General features: G+C 69.9%; 14 protein-coding genes. 10 read left to right on the forward strand and 4 right to left on the reverse strand.

Annotated features, from left to right (window positions below; genetic code table 11):
• Window positions 1-29 precede the first annotated feature (29 nt).
• From OG371_RS19960 to OG371_RS19970, 3 genes are read left to right on the forward strand one after another with little or no spacing between them, the layout of a single operon-like run.
• Window positions 30-1262, forward strand: coding sequence for an ABC transporter permease (locus OG371_RS19960; RefSeq protein ID WP_329073185.1), 1233 nt, complete (start codon window positions 30-32; stop codon window positions 1260-1262).
• Window positions 1262-1657: a cytidine deaminase gene (locus OG371_RS19965; RefSeq protein WP_442876123.1), complete on the forward strand. Its 396-nt coding sequence runs from the start codon at window positions 1262-1264 to the stop codon at window positions 1655-1657. The genes OG371_RS19960 and OG371_RS19965 overlap by 1 nt, the downstream gene beginning before the upstream one ends.
• Window positions 1654-2931, forward strand: coding sequence for a thymidine phosphorylase (locus OG371_RS19970; RefSeq protein ID WP_329071351.1), 1278 nt, complete (start codon window positions 1654-1656; stop codon window positions 2929-2931). The genes OG371_RS19965 and OG371_RS19970 overlap by 4 nt, the downstream gene beginning before the upstream one ends.
• Window positions 2932-3068: 137 nt before the next feature.
• On the opposite strand, the gene OG371_RS19975 is transcribed toward OG371_RS19970, so the two are convergent.
• Window positions 3069-4166, reverse strand: coding sequence for a PA containing protein (locus OG371_RS19975; protein ID WP_329071353.1), 1098 nt, complete (start codon window positions 4164-4166; stop codon window positions 3069-3071).
• A gap of 211 nt (window positions 4167-4377) precedes the next feature.
• On the opposite strand from OG371_RS19975, the gene OG371_RS19980 reads away from it, so the two are divergent.
• Window positions 4378-5469 carry an adenosine deaminase gene (locus OG371_RS19980; protein ID WP_329071355.1) on the forward strand — a complete coding sequence of 364 codons (1092 nt, stop codon included), beginning with the start codon at window positions 4378-4380 and terminating at the stop codon, window positions 5467-5469.
• A gap of 111 nt (window positions 5470-5580) precedes the next feature.
• The gene (locus OG371_RS19985) at window positions 5581-6789 is read left to right on the forward strand and encodes an MFS transporter (RefSeq protein WP_329073189.1); all 1209 of its coding nucleotides are present in this window, start codon (window positions 5581-5583) and stop codon (window positions 6787-6789) included.
• 4 nt (window positions 6790-6793) lie between these two features.
• Here the strand turns inward: OG371_RS19985 and OG371_RS19990 are convergent, their stop codons facing one another.
• Entirely contained in the window at window positions 6794-7378 is a 585-nt protein-coding gene (locus tag OG371_RS19990) for a TetR/AcrR family transcriptional regulator (RefSeq protein WP_329071357.1), read from the reverse strand.
• A gap of 95 nt (window positions 7379-7473) precedes the next feature.
• Between OG371_RS19990 and OG371_RS19995 the strand changes: the two genes are divergently transcribed.
• Window positions 7474-8199 (forward strand): SDR family NAD(P)-dependent oxidoreductase, encoded by a 726-nt coding sequence (locus OG371_RS19995; RefSeq protein WP_329071359.1) that lies wholly within the window; start codon window positions 7474-7476, stop codon window positions 8197-8199.
• A gap of 68 nt (window positions 8200-8267) precedes the next feature.
• Here OG371_RS19995 and OG371_RS20000 read toward each other — a convergent pair whose 3' ends face one another.
• Entirely contained in the window at window positions 8268-9518 is a 1251-nt protein-coding gene (locus OG371_RS20000) for a primosomal protein (RefSeq protein ID WP_329071361.1), read from the reverse strand.
• Window positions 9519-9672: 154 nt separating this feature from the next.
• On the opposite strand from OG371_RS20000, the gene OG371_RS20005 reads away from it, so the two are divergent.
• Complete coding sequence (locus tag OG371_RS20005; RefSeq protein ID WP_329071363.1) at window positions 9673-12177, forward strand: DEAD/DEAH box helicase; 2505 nt, start codon at window positions 9673-9675, stop codon at window positions 12175-12177.
• Between the two features lie 316 nt (window positions 12178-12493).
• On the opposite strand, the gene OG371_RS20010 is transcribed toward OG371_RS20005, so the two are convergent.
• On the reverse strand, window positions 12494-13489 hold the full coding sequence (locus OG371_RS20010; RefSeq protein ID WP_329071365.1) for a sugar-binding transcriptional regulator: 996 nt from the start codon (window positions 13487-13489) through the stop codon (window positions 12494-12496).
• 132 nt (window positions 13490-13621) lie between these two features.
• Here OG371_RS20010 and OG371_RS20015 point away from each other — a divergent pair, with 132 nt between their 5' ends.
• From OG371_RS20015 to OG371_RS20025, 3 genes are read left to right on the forward strand one after another with little or no spacing between them, the layout of a single operon-like run.
• Window positions 13622-14626, forward strand: coding sequence for a zinc-dependent alcohol dehydrogenase family protein (locus tag OG371_RS20015; protein ID WP_329071368.1), 1005 nt, complete (start codon window positions 13622-13624; stop codon window positions 14624-14626).
• Complete coding sequence (locus OG371_RS20020) at window positions 14619-15959, forward strand: ABC transporter substrate-binding protein (RefSeq protein ID WP_329071370.1); 1341 nt, start codon at window positions 14619-14621, stop codon at window positions 15957-15959. The genes OG371_RS20015 and OG371_RS20020 overlap by 8 nt, the downstream gene beginning before the upstream one ends.
• Window positions 15956-16888 carry a carbohydrate ABC transporter permease gene (locus OG371_RS20025; RefSeq protein WP_329071372.1) on the forward strand — a complete coding sequence of 311 codons (933 nt, stop codon included), beginning with the start codon at window positions 15956-15958 and terminating at the stop codon, window positions 16886-16888. Before OG371_RS20020 ends, OG371_RS20025 begins: the two co-directional genes overlap by 4 nt.
• Window positions 16889-16945: the final 57 nt, after the last annotated feature.

The following is a 16945-nucleotide window of genomic DNA, read 5'->3' on the forward strand; positions in this document are numbered from 1 at the left end:
CCCGCCCCGAGCCCGAATCCGGCACCCCGATGCCGACGCGCCGCCGCATTCCCCGGATTCCCGGCTGGGCGCGGGGCGTGATCTGGGCGGTCGTCGCGATCGTGGTCATGTCGACCGCGTCGTACTCGACCGGGGTCGCGGCGCTGACGTCCAGCAACACGGCGTCGACCGCGTTGCGGCTCGCGCTGCCGATCCTGCTGTGCGCGCTGGGCGGGCTGTGGGCCGAGCGCGCGGGCGTGGTCAACATCGGTCTCGAGGGCATGATGATCCTCGGCACCTGGGGTGCGGCCTGGGGCGCGTACAACGGCGGTGTGTGGGCCGGCCTGCTCGCGGCGATCGCGTTCGGCGCGCTCGGCGGCCTGCTGCACGCGGTGGCGACGGTGACGTTCAACGTCAACCACATCGTCTCCGGCGTCGCGATCAACCTGCTCGGCCTCGGCGTCGCGAAGTACCTGGCGAACCTGATCTTCGCGCCGATCTCCGGCAACCCCCGGCAGTCGCCGCCGGTGCCGAAGTTCGACACCTACTCGGCGTCGGGCCTGTCCGACTGGCTGGGCTCACTGGAGAACGAGCAACGCGTCGGGATCTCCGACGTCGCGGGCATCCTGCGCGGCCTGGTCACCGGCGTCGCGCCGCTGACCATGATCGCGATCCTGCTGGTGCCGATCAGCTACTACCTGCTCTGGCGCACGCGGTTCGGCCTGCGGCTGCGCTCCTGCGGGGAGAACCCGGTCGCGGCCGAGTCGCTGGGCGTGAACGTCTACCGGCACAAGTACGTCGCGATGCTGATCTCGGGCGGTTTCGCCGGCATGGGCGGCGCTTCGCTGGTGCTGCTCAAGGGCGGCGCGGACTACCTGGAGAACCAGACCAACGGCCGCGGTTACATCGGCCTGGCCGCGATGATCTTCGGCAACTGGCGGCCCGGCGGGCTGCTCGGCGGCGCCGCGCTGTTCGGTTACGCCGACGGCCTGCAGCTGGCCGGTGGCGGCGAAGCGGTGCTCGCGCTGCTGTACGGCTCGGTGATCCTGCTGGGCGTCATCGTGGTGGTGCAGTTGTTCCGGCGGCGCTGGCTGGCGGCCGGGCTCGGCGTCGTCGGCGCCGGGATCCTGTACGCGATCTACTGGACGAACGACACGCTGCCCAGCGACCTGATCCCGTACACGGCGCACTTCGTGACGCTGATCGTGCTGGCCGTGGCCTCGCAACGACTACGGCCGCCGAAGGCCGACGGGCAGCCGTACCGGCGGGGTGAAGGCGACTGATGACTGTGTCTACTGTGGACTGGGACGCGCTGCGGGCCGCAGCGGTTTCCGCTGCCGGGCACGCGTACGCGCCGTACTCGGGCCTGCACGTCGGCGTCGCGGGCATCGTGGACGACGGCCGCCAGGTGACCGGCTGCAACGTCGAGAACGCCTCGTACGGTCTCGGCCTGTGCGCGGAGTGCACGATGGCGGGCCAGCTGCGGCTCTCGGGCGGCGGCCGGCTCGTGGCCGTCGCGTGCCGCAGCGGCGAGGGCGAGCTGCTGATGCCGTGCGGCCGCTGCCGGCAGATCCTGTTCGAGCTGGGCGGTTCGACGTGCCTGGTGGACACCCCGCGGGGTGTGCTGCCGATGTCGGAGGTCTTGCCGGACGCCTTCGGACCGGACGACCTGCCATGACGTTTGCGGCGGTGGACGTCATCCGCACCAAGCGTGACGGCGGGCGGCTGAGCGACGAGCAGATCGACTGGGTTGTCGACGGCTACACGCACGGGGTCGTCGCGGAGGAGCAGATGGCCGCGCTGGCCATGGCGATCTTCTTGCGCGGCATGGACTCCGGCGAGATCTCGCGCTGGACCGGCGCGATGATCGAGTCGGGCTCGCGGCTGTCGCTGGACGTCTCGCGCCCGACCGTGGACAAGCATTCGACGGGCGGGGTCGGCGACAAGATCACGCTGCCGCTGGCGCCGCTGGTCGCCGCGTGCGGGGCCGCGGTACCGCAGCTGTCCGGCCGCGGCCTCGGCCACACCGGCGGGACGCTGGACAAGCTGGAGTCGATCCCGGGCTGGCGGGCCGCGCTGTCGCTGGACGAGATCGCGGCGCAGCTCGACTCCGTCGGCGCGGTGGTCTGCGCGGCGACCGAAGGGCTCGCGCCGGCGGACAAGAAGCTGTACGCGCTGCGGGACGTGACGAGCACCGTCGAGTCCATCCCGTTGATCGCCAGCTCGATCATGAGCAAGAAGATCGCCGAGGGCGCGTCCGGGCTGGTCCTGGACGTCAAGGCGGGCTCCGGGGCGTTCATGAAGACGGTCGGCGACGCCCGGGCGCTGGCCCGGACGCTGGTGGACATCGGCACCGCGCACGGCGTCGCCACGGTCGCGCTGATCACGGACATGAACGTGCCGCTGGGCCGCGCGGTCGGCAACGCGGTCGAGGTGGCCGAGGCGGTCGAGGTGCTCAAGGGCGGCGGCCCGGCCGACGTCGTCTCGCTGACGGTTTCGCTGGCCCGCGAGATGCTCGCGCTGGCCGGGCTGTCCTCAGTGGACCCGGCGGCGGTGCTCGCCTCGGGTGCGGCGTACGAGACGTGGTGCCGGATGATCGCGGCCCAGGGCGGCGACCCGTCGGCGGCGCTGCCCGAGCCTTCGCACGTTCACGTGGTCAAGGCGCCTTCTTCAGGCGTGCTGGCCTCGCTGGACGCGTACGCGGTCGGAGTGGCGGCCTGGCGCCTCGGCGCGGGACGGGCGCGCAAGGAGGACCCGGTCCAGGCGAGCGCGGGCATCCTGTGCCTGGCCAAGCCGGGCGAGCGGGTCTCGGCCGGCGACCCGTTGCTGGAACTGCACACCGACACGCCCGACGCGGTTCCGTCCGCGCTGGCGGCGCTGGAAGGCGCGTACACGGTGGCCGACTCGGCGCCCGGTGCCGGGCCCATCGTGCTGGACACGGTTCGTCCCTGAACCACTCGTGAGTGTTCAGGACGGTTAGAACCGTCATAGCCACTCACGAGCCCTTCAACGCCGAAACGCCGTCAAGGCCTCCTTACCCGCGTAGGACGCGGGTAAGGAGGCCTTGACGGCAGTTGAGCGGGGCCGGGCTACTCCGAGGAGGAGTCCTCGCTGTCGGAGCCGTTGTTCGACTTCGCGTCGGCCGCGGCCTTGGGGGAGCGGCCGTTGCGCGAGCTGCGACGCGGCTGCCGCGGCGCGGGCGGCGGCGGGGAGATCTGCTGCACGGCCGGGCCGCCGCCGAGCATCAGCTCCGCGAAGGTGGCCATGGCCTCGTCCAGCTGACCGCCGATGCGGCGCACGGACTCGTCGTTGCTGCGGCGCACCAGAGAGTCCACCGAGTCGGTGTCCGGCTGCTTCGCCAGCGTGCCCTCGACCTTGGACAGGCCGCTCTTGAGCGCGCCGTCGAGGTCGCCGAGCTGCGAGACGAAGCCGTCCTCCACCTTGTCCAGGCGGTTGCCGAGGTCGTCGAGGCGCTGGGTGACGGTCTCGAGCCGGTTGCCCAGGTTCTCCAGCCGGTCCGAGGAGTCGATCATCTCGCCGGTCTCGGTCAGCGCGGTCTTGAGCGCCTCGGTGCCGGCGCCGATCCGCTCCTTGGTGGCGCGGTCCAGCTCGTCGACGCGCGAGCGCAGCTCGTGGTCGGCGGTGTCGATGCGCTCGCGCAGCGCGGCCTCGGCCGACTCGACGCGCTCGCGCACCGGGCCGAGCACCGACTGCGGGATCGACTCGAGCTTGGCGTCCTGCTTGTCCAGGTGCCCGCCCAGCTCGTCGATCCGGCGGTGGATGTTCTGCAGCTTGTCCTCGAGCCCGTCCATCCGGCCCGCGACGCCCTCGAACCGGGCCGCGACGCCGTCCAGGCGGCCGTCGAGCTGGGCGAACGGCTTCGCCAGCTTGTCGACGATGCTCTCCACCGCGTGCGTGATCGCCGCGATGGCGTTGTCCTGGGCCTCGAGGCGGGTCATGGCCTCGTCGAGGCGCTCGGCGAGCACGCCGACCTCGGTGCGGTCGGGCATCTCCGACAGCCGCTTGCGGACCGCGCCCAGCGAGTCGACCGGGGCGAGCCGGGCGTAGATGTCGTCCAGCGCGTCGAAGATCTGCTGCTGCTCGCTCTCACGCACTTCGGCCGCGCGCACCAGCATGTTGCGCATCCGGTCGAAGGACGGAGCGGCAATCTGGTTGTCAGTGGTCACTGCGGTGTCCTTCGTCGGCGGGGAAATGGAAGGGACGTGGGACGAAGCTTATCGATAAGAAAATTGCGCTGCGTGTGGCCCCCGTGAACGTGGGATAACACCCGCGCTACCCGGATGGCCGATTCGATCCTTGATCGACAAAGCTGAGGGTTGCCTCGGGGTGGGAAGTTAGGGCCATGTAGGGGAATGACAACGAGGTTACCGTTGAGGCATGTCAGATGTAACCCCGCTCGGCGCGGAAACCCTGCGCCGGGCCCCCAAGGTCCTGCTGCACGACCACCTGGACGGCGGCCTGCGGCCCGCCACCGTGGTCGAACTCGCCGAAGCGACCGGGTACGCCGGCCTGCCGACGACCGACGCCGGCGCGCTCGGCCGCTGGTTCCGTGAGGCGGCCGACTCGGGCTCGCTGGTGTCCTACCTGGAGACGTTCGCCCACACCTGCGGGGTGATGCAGACCGAGGACGCGCTGGTCAGGGTGGCGGCCGAGGCGGTCGAGGACCTGGCCGCCGACGGCGTGGCCTACACCGAGGTGCGGTACGCGCCGGAGCTGTTCGTCGAACGCGGCCTGTCACTCGATGCGGTGGTTGAGGCTGTGCAGGAGGGGTTCGCCGAGGGAACACGGCGCGTGGCCGCCGCGGGGGGCCGGATCGTCGTCCGGACGTTGCTCTGCGCGATGCGCCAGCACGCCCGCTCGCTCGAGATCGCCGAGCTGGCGGTGCGCTACCGCGACGCCGGCGTGGCGGGCTTCGACATCGCCGGGCCGGAGGACGGATTCCCGCCGACCCGCAATCTGGACGCATTCGAGTATTTGCGCCAGAACAATGCGCATTTCACTATTCATGCCGGCGAAGCGTTCGGCCTGCCCTCCATTTGGGAGGCGATCCAGCACTGCGGCGCGGAACGGCTCGGGCACGGCGTGCGGATCGTCGAGGACATCAAGACCGATTCGGACGGAACGGTCCACCTTGGACGGTTGGCGAGCTACGTGCGGGACCGCCGGATACCGCTGGAGATCTGCCCGACGTCGAACGTCCAGACGGGCACCGTGCCCTCGCTGCCCGAGCACCCGATCGGGCAACTGGCCCGGCTGCACTTCCGGGTCACCGTGAACACCGACAACCGGCTGATGAGCGGGTGCACGATGACCAGTGAATTCGAGGCGCTGACCTCCACGTTCGGGTTCGGCCTCGACGATCTGCGCTGGTTCACGATCAATGCGATGAAATCCGCGTTCCTCGATTTCGACTCCCGGCTCGCGCTGATCAACGACGTGATCAAGCCCGGGTACGCCGCGCTGGGCTGAGTTCTGCTGCTCCCGGACGTGATCGCCAGAACGGCGGTTGCGTCCTTTAGCATGGCCAACTAATGTTCACGATGTAGGAATTGATTCCCATATTTTGAGACGGTGACGAACATGGCGCAGGTCGCGGCAGGTGACACGGTACGAGAAAAGCCCAGTTCTCGGCGGTGGCTCATCCTCGCGCTCGGCCTCGCCGCGCAGACCGCGAGCTGCTCGTTCCTCTATGGACTGCCGTTCCTGGTGCCCGCGATGCGCGCGGCCGACGGGCTGTCGCTCGCCGAGGCGGGCACGGTCGTCGCGGCGCCGAGCATCGGGCTCCTGCTGACCCTGATCGCGTGGGGCGCGGCTGCGGACCGTTACGGAGAGCGGCTGATCATGGCACTCGGGCTGGGGGTTTCGGGATTACTCCTGGTGTACGCCGCTGTGTGGCATCACCCGGTTGGCCTACTCTTTGGGGTCTTTCTTGTAGCCGGAGCGTGCACGGCCTCGGTGAACGCGGCGAGCGGCCGGGTCGTGATGGGCTGGTTCGCGAAGTCCGAGCGCGGCGTCGCGATGGGCATCCGGCAGACGGCGCAGCCGCTCGGCGTGGGCGTGGCCGCGCTGGGGCTGCCGCCGATCGCCGCGCACTGGGGCTTCCAGGCCGCGATGCTGCTGCCGGCGGTGCTGGCGATCCTGGTCGCGCTGCTGGTCGCCGCGCTGGTGGTCGACCCGCCGCGCCCGCCGCGCGCGGCCGCGGGGGAGAAGCCGCCTTCGCCGTACCGCAAGCCTTGGCTGTGGCGGGTGCACGGGGCGAGCGCGCTGCTGGTGGTGCCGCAGTTCGCGGTGTCCGCGTTCGCGCCGGTGTACCTGGTCTCGCAACAGCATTGGAGCCCGTCGGGGGCCGGTGTTTTCCTCGCGGTGGCCCAGGTGCTGGGCGCGGCGGGACGACTGGGCTCGGGTTACTGGTCGGACCGCGTCGGCAGCCGGCTGCGGCCGATGCGCCAGCTCGCCGTCGCGAGTGTGCTGGTGATGCTGCTGGTCGCGGTCGGCGACGTGAGCTGGCTGTGGCTCGTGCTGCTCGCATTGGTCCTCGCCGCGGTGATCACGGTCGCCGACAACGGCCTCGGCTTCACCGCGTCGGCCGAGCTGGCGGGCGTCGCGTGGTCGGGCCGGGCGATGGGCACGCAGAACACCGCGCAGAACATCGCGGCCTCGCTCACCCCGCCGCTGCTGGGCCTGGTCATCGGGGACAGCCGGTACGCGCTGGCCTTCTGCGTCGCGGCGATCTTCCCGGCGGTGGCCATCGCCGTGGTCCCGGTCCGCGCGGAGTCCGAAACGGACTGACGGCTCAGCGGGCCCGGGCGGCGGAAGCCCTGAGCCCGTCGAGGAAAAACGCCAGGTGCCGGCGCCAGGCGTCCGGAGTGGTGCTGATCGATTCGTGGATCAGCTGGGACATCGCGGTGGCCAGTGCGGCCAGATCGGACGGCTCGAAGTCGAGGCGCAGCTCACCGGCGGCCTTCGCGCGGGTGAGGATGCGCTCGGCGTGCTGGAAGCCCAGACGGCAGGCATCGAGGACGGCGGGGCTGAGCGGGAGCCTCCGGGCGAGCGCGTCGTTCAGGCCGTGGTCCTTGGCCTGGGTGGAAAACAGGCCCTCGACGAACCGGACGAAGCCCACCCACGGGTCCGGCTCGGCCCAAGCCTGGGTGGCGATCGCGTCCAACGCGGCCAGCTGCGCGGGCAGGATCGCGTCGTACAGGGCCTCGCGGGTGGGGAAGTGGGCGTACAGCGTGCCGATGCTGACGCCGGCGGCGCGCGCGATCGGCTCCAGCGGCGCGTCGAGCCCGTGCTCGGCGAACGCCTGGGTCGCGGCGGCGAGCAGCTTGTCACGGTTGCGCGCGGCGTCTACCCGCAGCGGCTTGGATCCGGCGGCCATGTGGCCATCCTACAAGTCGAGGACACCCTCGGGTTTCGTGATAGCGTCGGCCGGGAAATCGAGGTGACCCTCGACTTACTGGGAAGGAATTCGCCATGGCTGAAGCGAGCCGTCCGACCGCCGTTGTCCTCGGGGCCGGTCCCGGGCTCGGGTTGTCCGTCGCCCACCGGTTCGGGCGGGCGGGTTACGACGTCGCGCTCGTCTCGCGCACTGACACCCGCCACGCCGATTACCTCGTTTCCCTGGCCGACGCCGGGATCACCGCCGAGGCCTTCACCGGCGACGTCCGGGCCGACGTGCTGACCGTCCTCGACACGATCACCGAGCGGTTCGGCACCATCGACTTCGTCTACTACGGGCCCGCGTCGACCGACCCGGACAGCTTTCCCGGGCCCATCACCGAGGCCGATTCCGCCGCCGTCGCGCGGGCGATGAGCTGGGTGTACCCGGCGGTCGACGTGGTCGGCCGGGTGCTGCCCGGCATGCGCGAGCGCGGGCGCGGCGGGCTGCTGTTCGCCGGCGGGCTCAGCTCGGTCCGGCCGATGCCCGCGCTCGGCGCCCTCGCCCTTTCGTCGGCAGCGCTGCGGAACTACGCCGTGACCCTCCACGCGGGACTCGAGGGCACCGGCGTGTACGCGGGGAGCCTGACCATCGGGGGTGTGATTGAGCGCGGTGACATCCACCGGCTGGTGGCCGCCCAGCCGGCGGAGTTCGGCGACCTCGGCGGGCGCACCCTCGATCCGGACACCATCGCGGACGCGGCGTGGCGGATGTACTCGGACGGCCGCGAAGCCGAGGTCGTTTTCAGCGTTTTCGACTGAGCAGTACCAAAAAGCCGGAGGCCGTCCCCGGGATCGGGGACGGCCTCCGGCCGGGGAAAACCTCAGGTTCAGACCACCGTGAGGCGGTTCTCGAACGACTCCACCAGCTTGCGCCAGGCGCTCTGCTCCGCGTCGAACGGCGCGCTCGGCTCGAGGCGCGTCGGGTCCGGGCGCAGCACGAAGGAGACCAGCCAGCCGAGGCTTTCGTTCGCGGCCAGCGCTTCCTCGACGGTGTCGTCGCCCGCCCAGTCGGCGGCGTCGGTGATCAGCTCGACCGCCAGCTCCAGCTGGGTCGCGTCGATCGACTCGGGGCCCTCGGCGATGTCGGCGTCGAGGCCGCCCAGCACGTACGTGTTCTCGGTGTCGACCTCGACCTCGAGCTCGCCGGCGGTGGCCTTGGCGACCACCTCGTCCCAAGTGGACACCTCGGCGATGTCGGTGTCGGCCAGGTCCGTGCCGCCCTTGATGGCCTTGAGCAGCGCCTTCTCGGAGGTGAACACGTCGATCTCGCCGTCGCTGCCCAGGAACAGCGGCTTGTCGTCGAGGTAGCAGCGCAGCGTGTAGTACTCCGTGCCGGAGGTGACGATCTTGATCGGGTCGATCCCGACCTCGCCCCAGAAGCCGACCGGCTCGTCGTCTTCCTCGTCGGAGTCGGAGTCGGGCGCGTCGACGGCCTCGAGGTCCTCGGGCTGCGCGGCTTCGGCCTCGGCCGACTCCTCGTGGAACGCGGCCAGCTCCTCGGCCGTCTGCTCCAGCACCGCGGCGTCGACGTCCGGCGTCGTGACCAGGTTGTCGATCGCGTCGAGCACGATGTCCCACTTCTCGGACACGGCCTTCGACAGGTCGTTCCAGAGCGCCTCGCCCTCACGCCCGGTGAACGGCAGCCGGCCCTGCTCCAGCAGCGAGAAGCCCTCGTACGCGTCGAGGACCTCGTGCACCTCCTCCAGCTCGCACACGTCGGCGAGCGAGCGGACGATGCCGACGATCTCGGCCAGCTCCGCGATGGTCCACGAGTCCGGCTCCTCGGCGACCAGCTCGGGCACGCCGACCAGGTCGTAGGAGTGGTCGTCGTCCGGGATCAGCTCGGGCACGTTCAGCGCCGGCACCGCGTCCCACGCCGGGTGGTCCAGCAGGTCGTGCTGCTCGGACGTCCGCACGAAGGCGGCCAGGTGGGCGGCGTCGGGGAAGGCGTACAGGTCGTCCTCGTCGCCGAGGAACGCTTCCCACTCCTCGCCGTCCTCCCGCCACCGGGGCGCCCACAGGGTGACCACGTCGCCCTGCGGCAGTCCGAGCTCGATCGGGATGATGTCCTGTGCCATTCTGCGAACCCTCCGGCAGTTCCGCCCGTGTACGCGCTCGTCCGAAAGTATCCCCCGGTCGGTGCGCGGTACCGCGAAGCCTACGGGTTTGGGCAAGCAGCCGCGATCGCCCCTCGCCAAGACCCGGCGAAGGGATGGCACGATGGGTCCCGCGATGACACTCACAGACCTCCTGCCTGCGGATCCTGATCCCGACGCCCTGTTCGAAGCCTTCTCCGCGTGGACGGCCGAGCGGGGCATCCAGCTGTACCCGGCGCAGGAGGAGGCGCTGATCGAGGTCGTCTCCGGCGCGAACGTGATCCTCTCGACGCCCACCGGCTCCGGGAAGAGCCTGGTGGCCGTCGGCGCCCACTTCACCGCGCTGGCCCACGGCCGCCGCAGCTTCTACACCGCGCCGATCAAGGCGCTGGTCTCGGAGAAGTTCTTCCAGCTCATCGAGATCTTCGGCGCGGACAGCGTCGGGATGATGACGGGCGACTCCTCGGTCAACGCCGACGCGCCGATCATCTGCTGCACGGCGGAAATCCTGGCGAACATGGCGTTAAGGCTCGGTGCCGACGCGCCCGTGGGCCAGGTCGTGGCCGACGAGTTCCACTTCTACTCCGAGCCGGACCGCGGCTGGGCCTGGCAGGTCCCGCTGATCGAACTGGACTCCGCGCAGTTCGTCCTGATGTCGGCGACCCTCGGCGATGTGTCCTTCTTCCAGAAGGACCTCACCCGCCGCACCGGCCGGACCACGGCGGTGGTCACCTCGGCGGAGCGGCCGGTGCCGCTGACCTTCCGCTACGCCCTGACCCCGGTGCACGAGACGATGTCCGAGCTGCTCCACGGCGGGCAGGCGCCGGTGTACGTGGTGCATTTCTCGCAGGCGGCGGCGATCGAGCGCGCGCAGACGCTGATGAGCATCAACGTGACCACCAAGGCGGAGAAGGACGCGATCGCCGAGCTGATCGGCGACTTCCGGTTCTCCGCGGGCTTCGGCAAGACGCTGTCGCGGCTGGTCCGCCACGGCATCGGCGTGCACCACGCCGGCATGCTGCCGAAGTACCGGCGGCTGGTCGAGACGCTGGCGCAGTCCGGGCTGCTCAAGGTGATCTGCGGGACCGACACCCTCGGCGTCGGCATCAACGTGCCGATCCGCACGGTGGTGTTCTCGGCGCTGACCAAGTACGACGGCGTGCGGCAGCGGCACCTCAAGGCGCGCGAGTTCCACCAGATCGCCGGCCGCGCGGGCCGCGCCGGGTACGACACCGACGGGTACGTGGTGGTGCAGGCGCCTGACCACGTCGTGGAGAACGCCAAAGCACTGGAGAAGGCGGGCGACGACCCGAAGAAGAAAAAGAAGATCGTCCGGAAGAAGGCGCCCGAGGGCTTCGTCAACTGGACCGAGAGCACGTTCGACCGGCTGATCGCGGCCGAGCCCGAGCCGCTCACGTCGAGCTTCCGGGTCAGCCACTCGATGCTGCTGAACGTGATCTCGCGGCCCGGCAACGCGTTCGAGCACATGCGGCACCTGCTGGAGGACAACCACTCCGACCGCCCGGCGCAGCGCAAGCTGATCCTGCGCGCCATCGCGATCTACCGCGCGCTGCTGACCGCGGGCGTGGTCGAGCGGCTGCCCGAGCCGGACTCGGACGGCCGGATCGTGCGGCTCACCGTCGACCTGCAGTTCGACTTCGCGCTGAACCAGCCGCTCTCGCCGTTCGCGCTGGCGGCGGTGGAACTGCTGGACCTGGAGTCGCCGTCGTACGCGCTGGACGTGGTGTCCGTTGTGGAATCCACTGTGGACAATCCGCGGCCGGTCCTTTCGCAGCAGCAGTTCAAGGCCCGCGGCGAGGCCGTGCAGGCGATGAAGGCCGAGGGCATCGAGTACGACGAGCGGATGGAGCTGCTCGAGAACGTCACGTACCCGAAGCCGCTGGAGGAACTGCTCACCGCCGCCTACGAGTCCTACCGCCAGGGCCACCCGTGGGTGGCGGACTACGAGCTCTCGCCGAAGTCCGTGGTCCGCGACATGTACGAGCGGGCGATGAACTTCGTCGAGTACGTGGGGTTCTACCAGCTCGCCCGGTCCGAGGGCCTGGTGCTGCGCTACCTCGCGGACACCTACGACGCGCTGCGCCACACCGTCCCGGACGAGGCGAAAACCGAGGCGCTGCAAGACCTCATCGAGTGGCTGGGCGAGCTGGTCCGCCAGGTCGACTCCAGCCTGCTCGACGAGTGGGAGGCCCTGCGACACCCGGGCGAGGAGGGCCCCGTCTCGCAGCGTCCGCCGTCCGAGCCGCCCGGGGTCACGCGCAACGAGCGCGCGTTCCGGGTGCTGGTGCGCAACGAGTTGTTCCGCCGCGTGGAGCTGGCCGCCCGCCGCAACTTCTACGCGCTCGGCGAGCTGGACGCCGAGGCCGGCTGGGACGCGGACGCGTGGGAAGACGCCATCGAGGACTACTTCGACGAGCACGAGACCCTCGGCATCGGCCCGGACGCCCGCGGCCCGGCGCTGCTGCTCATCGAGACCGAGCCCGACCTCTGGCGCGTCCGCCAGATCTTCGACGACCCGGCCGGCGACCACGACTGGGGCATCAGCGCCGAGGTCGACCTGCGGGCCTCGGACGAGGTGGGCGCCGCGGTGGTGCGGATCGTGGACGTGAACCAGCTCTAGGCGGGGGCGAGGATCGCCTGGCTCTATGGCTGCTGGGTGCAGCGGATGACGCTTTCCTGCACTGAGTGCGGTTAAGCGTCATCCGCTGCGACCGCTGAGACCGCTGATGCTGGCCAGGAACAGTGCAGCGAAAGCTCCCTTTCCTGCGCTCAGCGCGGCGGAAGCGTCATTCACCACGCCGAGTCAGCCCACCCACACCGCCTATGCGGGGACGCGGTTCTGGCGGCCCAGGCAGCCGCGGACTCGTGAGTGTTTATGACGGTTCTAACCGTCATAAACACTCACGAGACCTGAATTACCTAGGCATGGCCCGCGGCTACGTGGCCGGCGGTGCCGGGAGCGGGGTCTTCGCCACCAGGTCCAGCAGGGGCACCGCCGCCGCGGCGTCCGTGACGAGGGTGGAGACCATGCCCGAGCGCAGGACGGCGTCCACGGCGGCGGCCTTGGGCTCGCTGTAACCGATGGCGATCACCTCCGGGACGGCGCGCAGGTCTTCGGTGCTGATCGCCAGGACGTGGTGCGCCAGCCCGGTCGACACGGCGTTGCCGGAGGCGTCGAACAGCCGCGCGGCCACCTCGGCGGTCGCGCCGCGGGCGGCGATCGCGGCGCGCTCGGCTTCGTCCAGCGCGTCGTAGACGGTGGACTCGCCCGGCTGCCAGGCGCCGATGCTCACCACCGCCTTGGTCAGGTTCTTGAACTGGCCGAAGGTCTCCGCGATGCCCGGCTGACGGCGCAGCGTCTCGGCCGTCCGGCGGTCCGGCAGCACCAGCGGGCCGAAGATCGGGTACGCGTCGCCGCCGGACACCGCGGTCACGCGGCTGACCGTCTCGACCGACCGGCCCCGCATGTCCATCCCGGCCTGCACCCCGCACAGCTGCACGATCGGGCAGCGCGGCAGCGTCCGGATGGACTCGGTCATGGCGTTGACCGACCGGGCCCAGGAGAGGCCGACCACGTCCTTCGAGCTGACGATCTCTTCGAGCAGATGAGCGGCCAGCGCGCCGACCTTCTTGCGCACCAGCTCCTTGGGCTCCTTCGCCGCCGTGCGTTCGAGCACCAGCACGCGGTCCAGCCCGTACGCCAGCCGCAGCTCGTCGGACAGCTCCACGTCGACCGGCGCCGGCAGGTCGAACTCGACGCGCACCAGCCCGCTCTCCCGGGCCGTGTCCAGCATGCGGGCGACCTTGAACCGGCTGATGGCGAACTCGTCCGCGATCTCGAGCTTCGAGCGGCCCTGCACGTAGAAGCGCCGGGCCATGGTGGCCAGCTCCAGCGTCTCGGTCAGGCGGGGTTGCCCTTTCTTTCTGCTCATATGAGCACTATAACCTGAAAAACACCTGAAGAGGTTGACGTAACTCCCTAGAAACACCTCTAATGCTCTACACATGTCAGTTGAGCCATAGATCACAGTCGCTCAGATGAGCGAACAGGAAGGGGATGAGGCATGCGCGCCGCGATCGTGGACCGGCCCGGCGAAATCCGGGTCGGAGACGTTCCCGATCCGAAGCCCGGGGAGCGCCAGGTCGTCGTGAAGGTGGGTGCCTGCGGGATCTGCGGGACCGACCTGCACATCGCCGACGGGCACTTCCCGCCGACCCCGTATCCCATCGTCCCCGGGCACGAGTTCGCCGGGGAGATCGTCGAGCTCGGCGCGGACGTGCCGCCCGAGTGGAAGGTCGGCGACCGCGTGGCCGTCGACCCCTCGCTGTATTGCGGATACTGCACGCCGTGCCGCTCCGGGCACGGGAACCTCTGCGCCAACTGGAACGCGACCGGTGACACGGTGGACGGCGCGTTCGCCGAGTACGTCGCCGTGCCCGCGGACACCTGCCACCGGATGCCCGACTCGATGACCTGGGAGCAGGGCGCGATCGTCGAGCCCGTCTCCTGCGCCGTGCACGGCGTGCGGCGCATCGGCGTCGAGGCCGGCGAACGGTTCCTGGTCGTCGGCGCCGGCACGATGGGCCTGATCATGCAGCAGCTGCTGCAGCGTGCGGGCGCCGAAGTGACGGTGGTCGACCGCAACGCGGGCCGCCTGCCGCGCGCCACCGGGCTCGGCGCCACCGCCGTGGCCGAGGACGTGTCCGCGCTCGACGGCGAGCTGTACGACGCCGCCGTGGACTGCACCGGGGCCGCGCCCGCCATCGAGTCCGCCTTCGACGCGCTGCGGCGCGGCGGACGGCTGCTCGTGTTCGGCGTCGCGCCGGCCGAGGCGCGCGTGGCGCTCTCGCCGTTCCGCATCTACAACGACGAGATCACCATCGTCGGCTCGATGGCCGTGCTGAACAGCTACGCCAACGCGCTCGACCTGGTGGCCAAGGGCTATGTCGACACCGAAGCCCTGATCACCGACACCCTTCCGCTCGAGCAGTACCCGGACGCGCTGGCCAAGATGCGCAGCGGCTCCGGACTGAAGATCCAGGTCCTCCCCGGAGGTGGCCGTGCGTAAACTCCTGTGCCTCCTGGCCGCAACAGCGCTGTTCGTGACGGGATGCGCCGGAGCCGGCTCGCTCGGCAACGGTGGCCGGACACTGGTCGTCGCGATCGTGTCCAACGCCCAGATGAAGGACGCCATCTCGCTCAAGGGCGAGTTCGAGAAGAACAACCCCGGCGTGAACCTCAAGTTCGTCTCCCTGCCGGAGAACGAGGCCCGCGCGAAGATCACCGCCTCCACCGCCACCCAGGGCGGCGAGTTCGACGTGGTGATGATCAGCAACTACGAGGCCCCGCAGTGGGCGGCCAACGGCTGGCTCGAGAACCTCGAGCCGCACATGCAGGCCACCCCGGGTTACGACGAGGCCGACTTCATCCCGAGCATCCGGGAATCGCTGTCCTACCAGAACCAGATGTACGCGGTGCCGTTCTACGGGGAGTCGTCCTTTGTGGTCTACCGCAAGGACCTCTTCCAGCAGGCCGGCCTGACCATGCCCGCGCACCCCACGTGGGACCAGATCGCCTCGTACGCCGCGAAGCTCGACAACAAGCAGACCGGCGTCTCGGGCATCTGCCTGCGCGGCAAGCCGGGCTGGGGCGAGAGCCTCGCGCCCTTCACCACGGTCGCCAACACGTTCGGCGCGCAGTGGTTCGACAAGGACTGGAACGCCAAGCTGACCAGCCCCGAGTTCACCAAGGCCGCGAACTTCTACGTGAACCTGGTCCGCGACCACGGTGAGGTCGGCGCCTCCAGCGCCGGGTTCACCGAGTGCGGCACGCGGTACGCCCAAGGCAACGCCGCGATGTGGTACGACGCCACGTCGATGACCGGCACCACCGAGGACCCGTCCACCAGCCTCGTGGTCGGGAAGAACGGCTACGCCCCGGCCCCCGTCGACAAGACGCAGGCGAGCGGCTGGCTCTACACCTGGTCGCTGGCCATCCCGAAGGTGGCCAAGGACAAGGACGACGCCTGGAAGTTCATGGCGTGGATGACCGACAAGGAGTACGCGAAGAAGGTCGGCGAGACCTACGGCTGGAACCGCGTGCCGCCGGGCACCCGCAAGTCCACGTACGAGATCCCGCAGTACAAGGAAGCGGCCAAGGCGTACGCGCAGCCGACGCTGGACGGCATCGCGAACGCGAACCAGCAGAAGACCATGGTCAACCCCGTGCCCTACCCGGGCATCCAGTTCGTCGGGATCCCGGAGTTCCAGGACCTCGGCACCCGGGTGAGCCAGCAGCTCTCGGCGGCCATCGCCGGGCAGACCTCCGTGGCGGACGCGCTCGCGCAGTCGCAGAAGTACGCGGAGACGGTGGGCAAGTCCTATCAGGAGGTGGCCCGATGAGCACTCTCTCGGTCCCCGCCGGCACCGCGTCGGCAACCACGTCCGCACCGGCGAAGAAAGAGGCGAGCAAGTCCGGGAAGCGGCGGCTGCCGCTGCTGCCCGCGCTGATCTTCGTCATCGCGGTCACGCAGATCCCGTTCCTGCTCACGCTGTACTACTCGTTCCAGTCCTGGAACCTGGTGCGGCCGGGCTCGCAGCACTTCGTCGGCTTCAGCAACTACGTGGACGTCTTCACCGACACCACGTTCCTCGGCGCGCTGCTGAACACCGTGATCCTCACCGTGGTGTGCGTGCTGGTGTCGCTGCTGCTCGGGCTCGGCCTGGCGATCCTGCTCGACCGCAAGTTCGCCGGCCGCGGCTTCGTACGGACGCTGCTGATCACGCCGTTCCTGATCCTCCCGGCGGCCGGCGCGCTGCTGTGGAAGACCACGATGTTCGACCCGACGTTCGGCCTGCTGCACTTCGTGTTCCACACCGACGTCGACTGGCTCTCGCAGTTCCCGCTGGCCGCGGTGATGGCGCAGATCGTCTGGCAGTGGACGCCGTTCATGATGCTGCTGACCCTGGCCGGCCTGCAGAGCCAGTCGAAGGAGGTGCTGGAGGCCGCCTCGGTGGACGGGGCGAACCGCTGGCGCACCTTCTACTCGATCACGCTGCCGCACCTTTCGCGGTTCCTGCAGCTGGCCACGCTGCTCGGCGCGATCTACATCGTGAACAGCTTCGACGCGATCTTCCTGATGACCCAGGGCGGGCCGGGCACGGCCAGCACCAACCTGCCGTTCTACATCTACCAGCGCGCGTTCGAGGGCTTCGACATCGGCCAGTCCTCGGCGATGGGCGTGGTCGTGGTCATCCTGACCATGATCGTCGCGACCTTCGCCCTGCGGCTGATGTTCCGGGCGTTCTCCGTGGACGGAGGCACGAAGTGACCACCGCAACCGCCACCGCACCCGTCAGCACGGGCTCACAACCGCCGCAGCGCAAGC

The sequence above is a fragment of the Amycolatopsis sp. NBC_01480 genome, from assembly GCF_036227205.1.
In the GTDB taxonomy this organism is placed as follows: domain Bacteria; phylum Actinomycetota; class Actinomycetes; order Mycobacteriales; family Pseudonocardiaceae; genus Amycolatopsis.

Excerpts from the sequence above, each read along its gene's own strand:
- OG371_RS20000 (WP_329071361.1), bottom strand. The coding sequence starts at position 9,518 with ATGGCACAGGACATCATCCCGATCGAGCTCGGACTGCCGCAGGGCGAC.
- OG371_RS19980 (WP_329071355.1), top strand. The coding sequence starts at position 4,378 with ATGTCAGATGTAACCCCGCTCGGCGCGGAAACCCTGCGCCGGGCCCCC.
- OG371_RS20005 (WP_329071363.1), top strand. The coding sequence starts at position 9,673 with ATGACACTCACAGACCTCCTGCCTGCGGATCCTGATCCCGACGCCCTG.
- OG371_RS19985 (WP_329073189.1), top strand. The coding sequence starts at position 5,581 with ATGGCGCAGGTCGCGGCAGGTGACACGGTACGAGAAAAGCCCAGTTCT.
- OG371_RS20015 (WP_329071368.1), top strand. The coding sequence starts at position 13,622 with ATGCGCGCCGCGATCGTGGACCGGCCCGGCGAAATCCGGGTCGGAGAC.
- OG371_RS19970 (WP_329071351.1), top strand. The coding sequence starts at position 1,654 with ATGACGTTTGCGGCGGTGGACGTCATCCGCACCAAGCGTGACGGCGGG.
- OG371_RS19965 (WP_442876123.1), top strand. The coding sequence starts at position 1,262 with ATGACTGTGTCTACTGTGGACTGGGACGCGCTGCGGGCCGCAGCGGTT.
- OG371_RS20025 (WP_329071372.1), top strand. The coding sequence starts at position 15,956 with ATGAGCACTCTCTCGGTCCCCGCCGGCACCGCGTCGGCAACCACGTCC.
- OG371_RS19960 (WP_329073185.1), top strand. The coding sequence starts at position 30 with ATGCCGACGCGCCGCCGCATTCCCCGGATTCCCGGCTGGGCGCGGGGC.
- OG371_RS19995 (WP_329071359.1), top strand. The coding sequence starts at position 7,474 with ATGGCTGAAGCGAGCCGTCCGACCGCCGTTGTCCTCGGGGCCGGTCCC.
- OG371_RS20010 (WP_329071365.1), bottom strand. The coding sequence starts at position 13,489 with ATGAGCAGAAAGAAAGGGCAACCCCGCCTGACCGAGACGCTGGAGCTG.
- OG371_RS19990 (WP_329071357.1), bottom strand. The coding sequence starts at position 7,378 with ATGGCCGCCGGATCCAAGCCGCTGCGGGTAGACGCCGCGCGCAACCGT.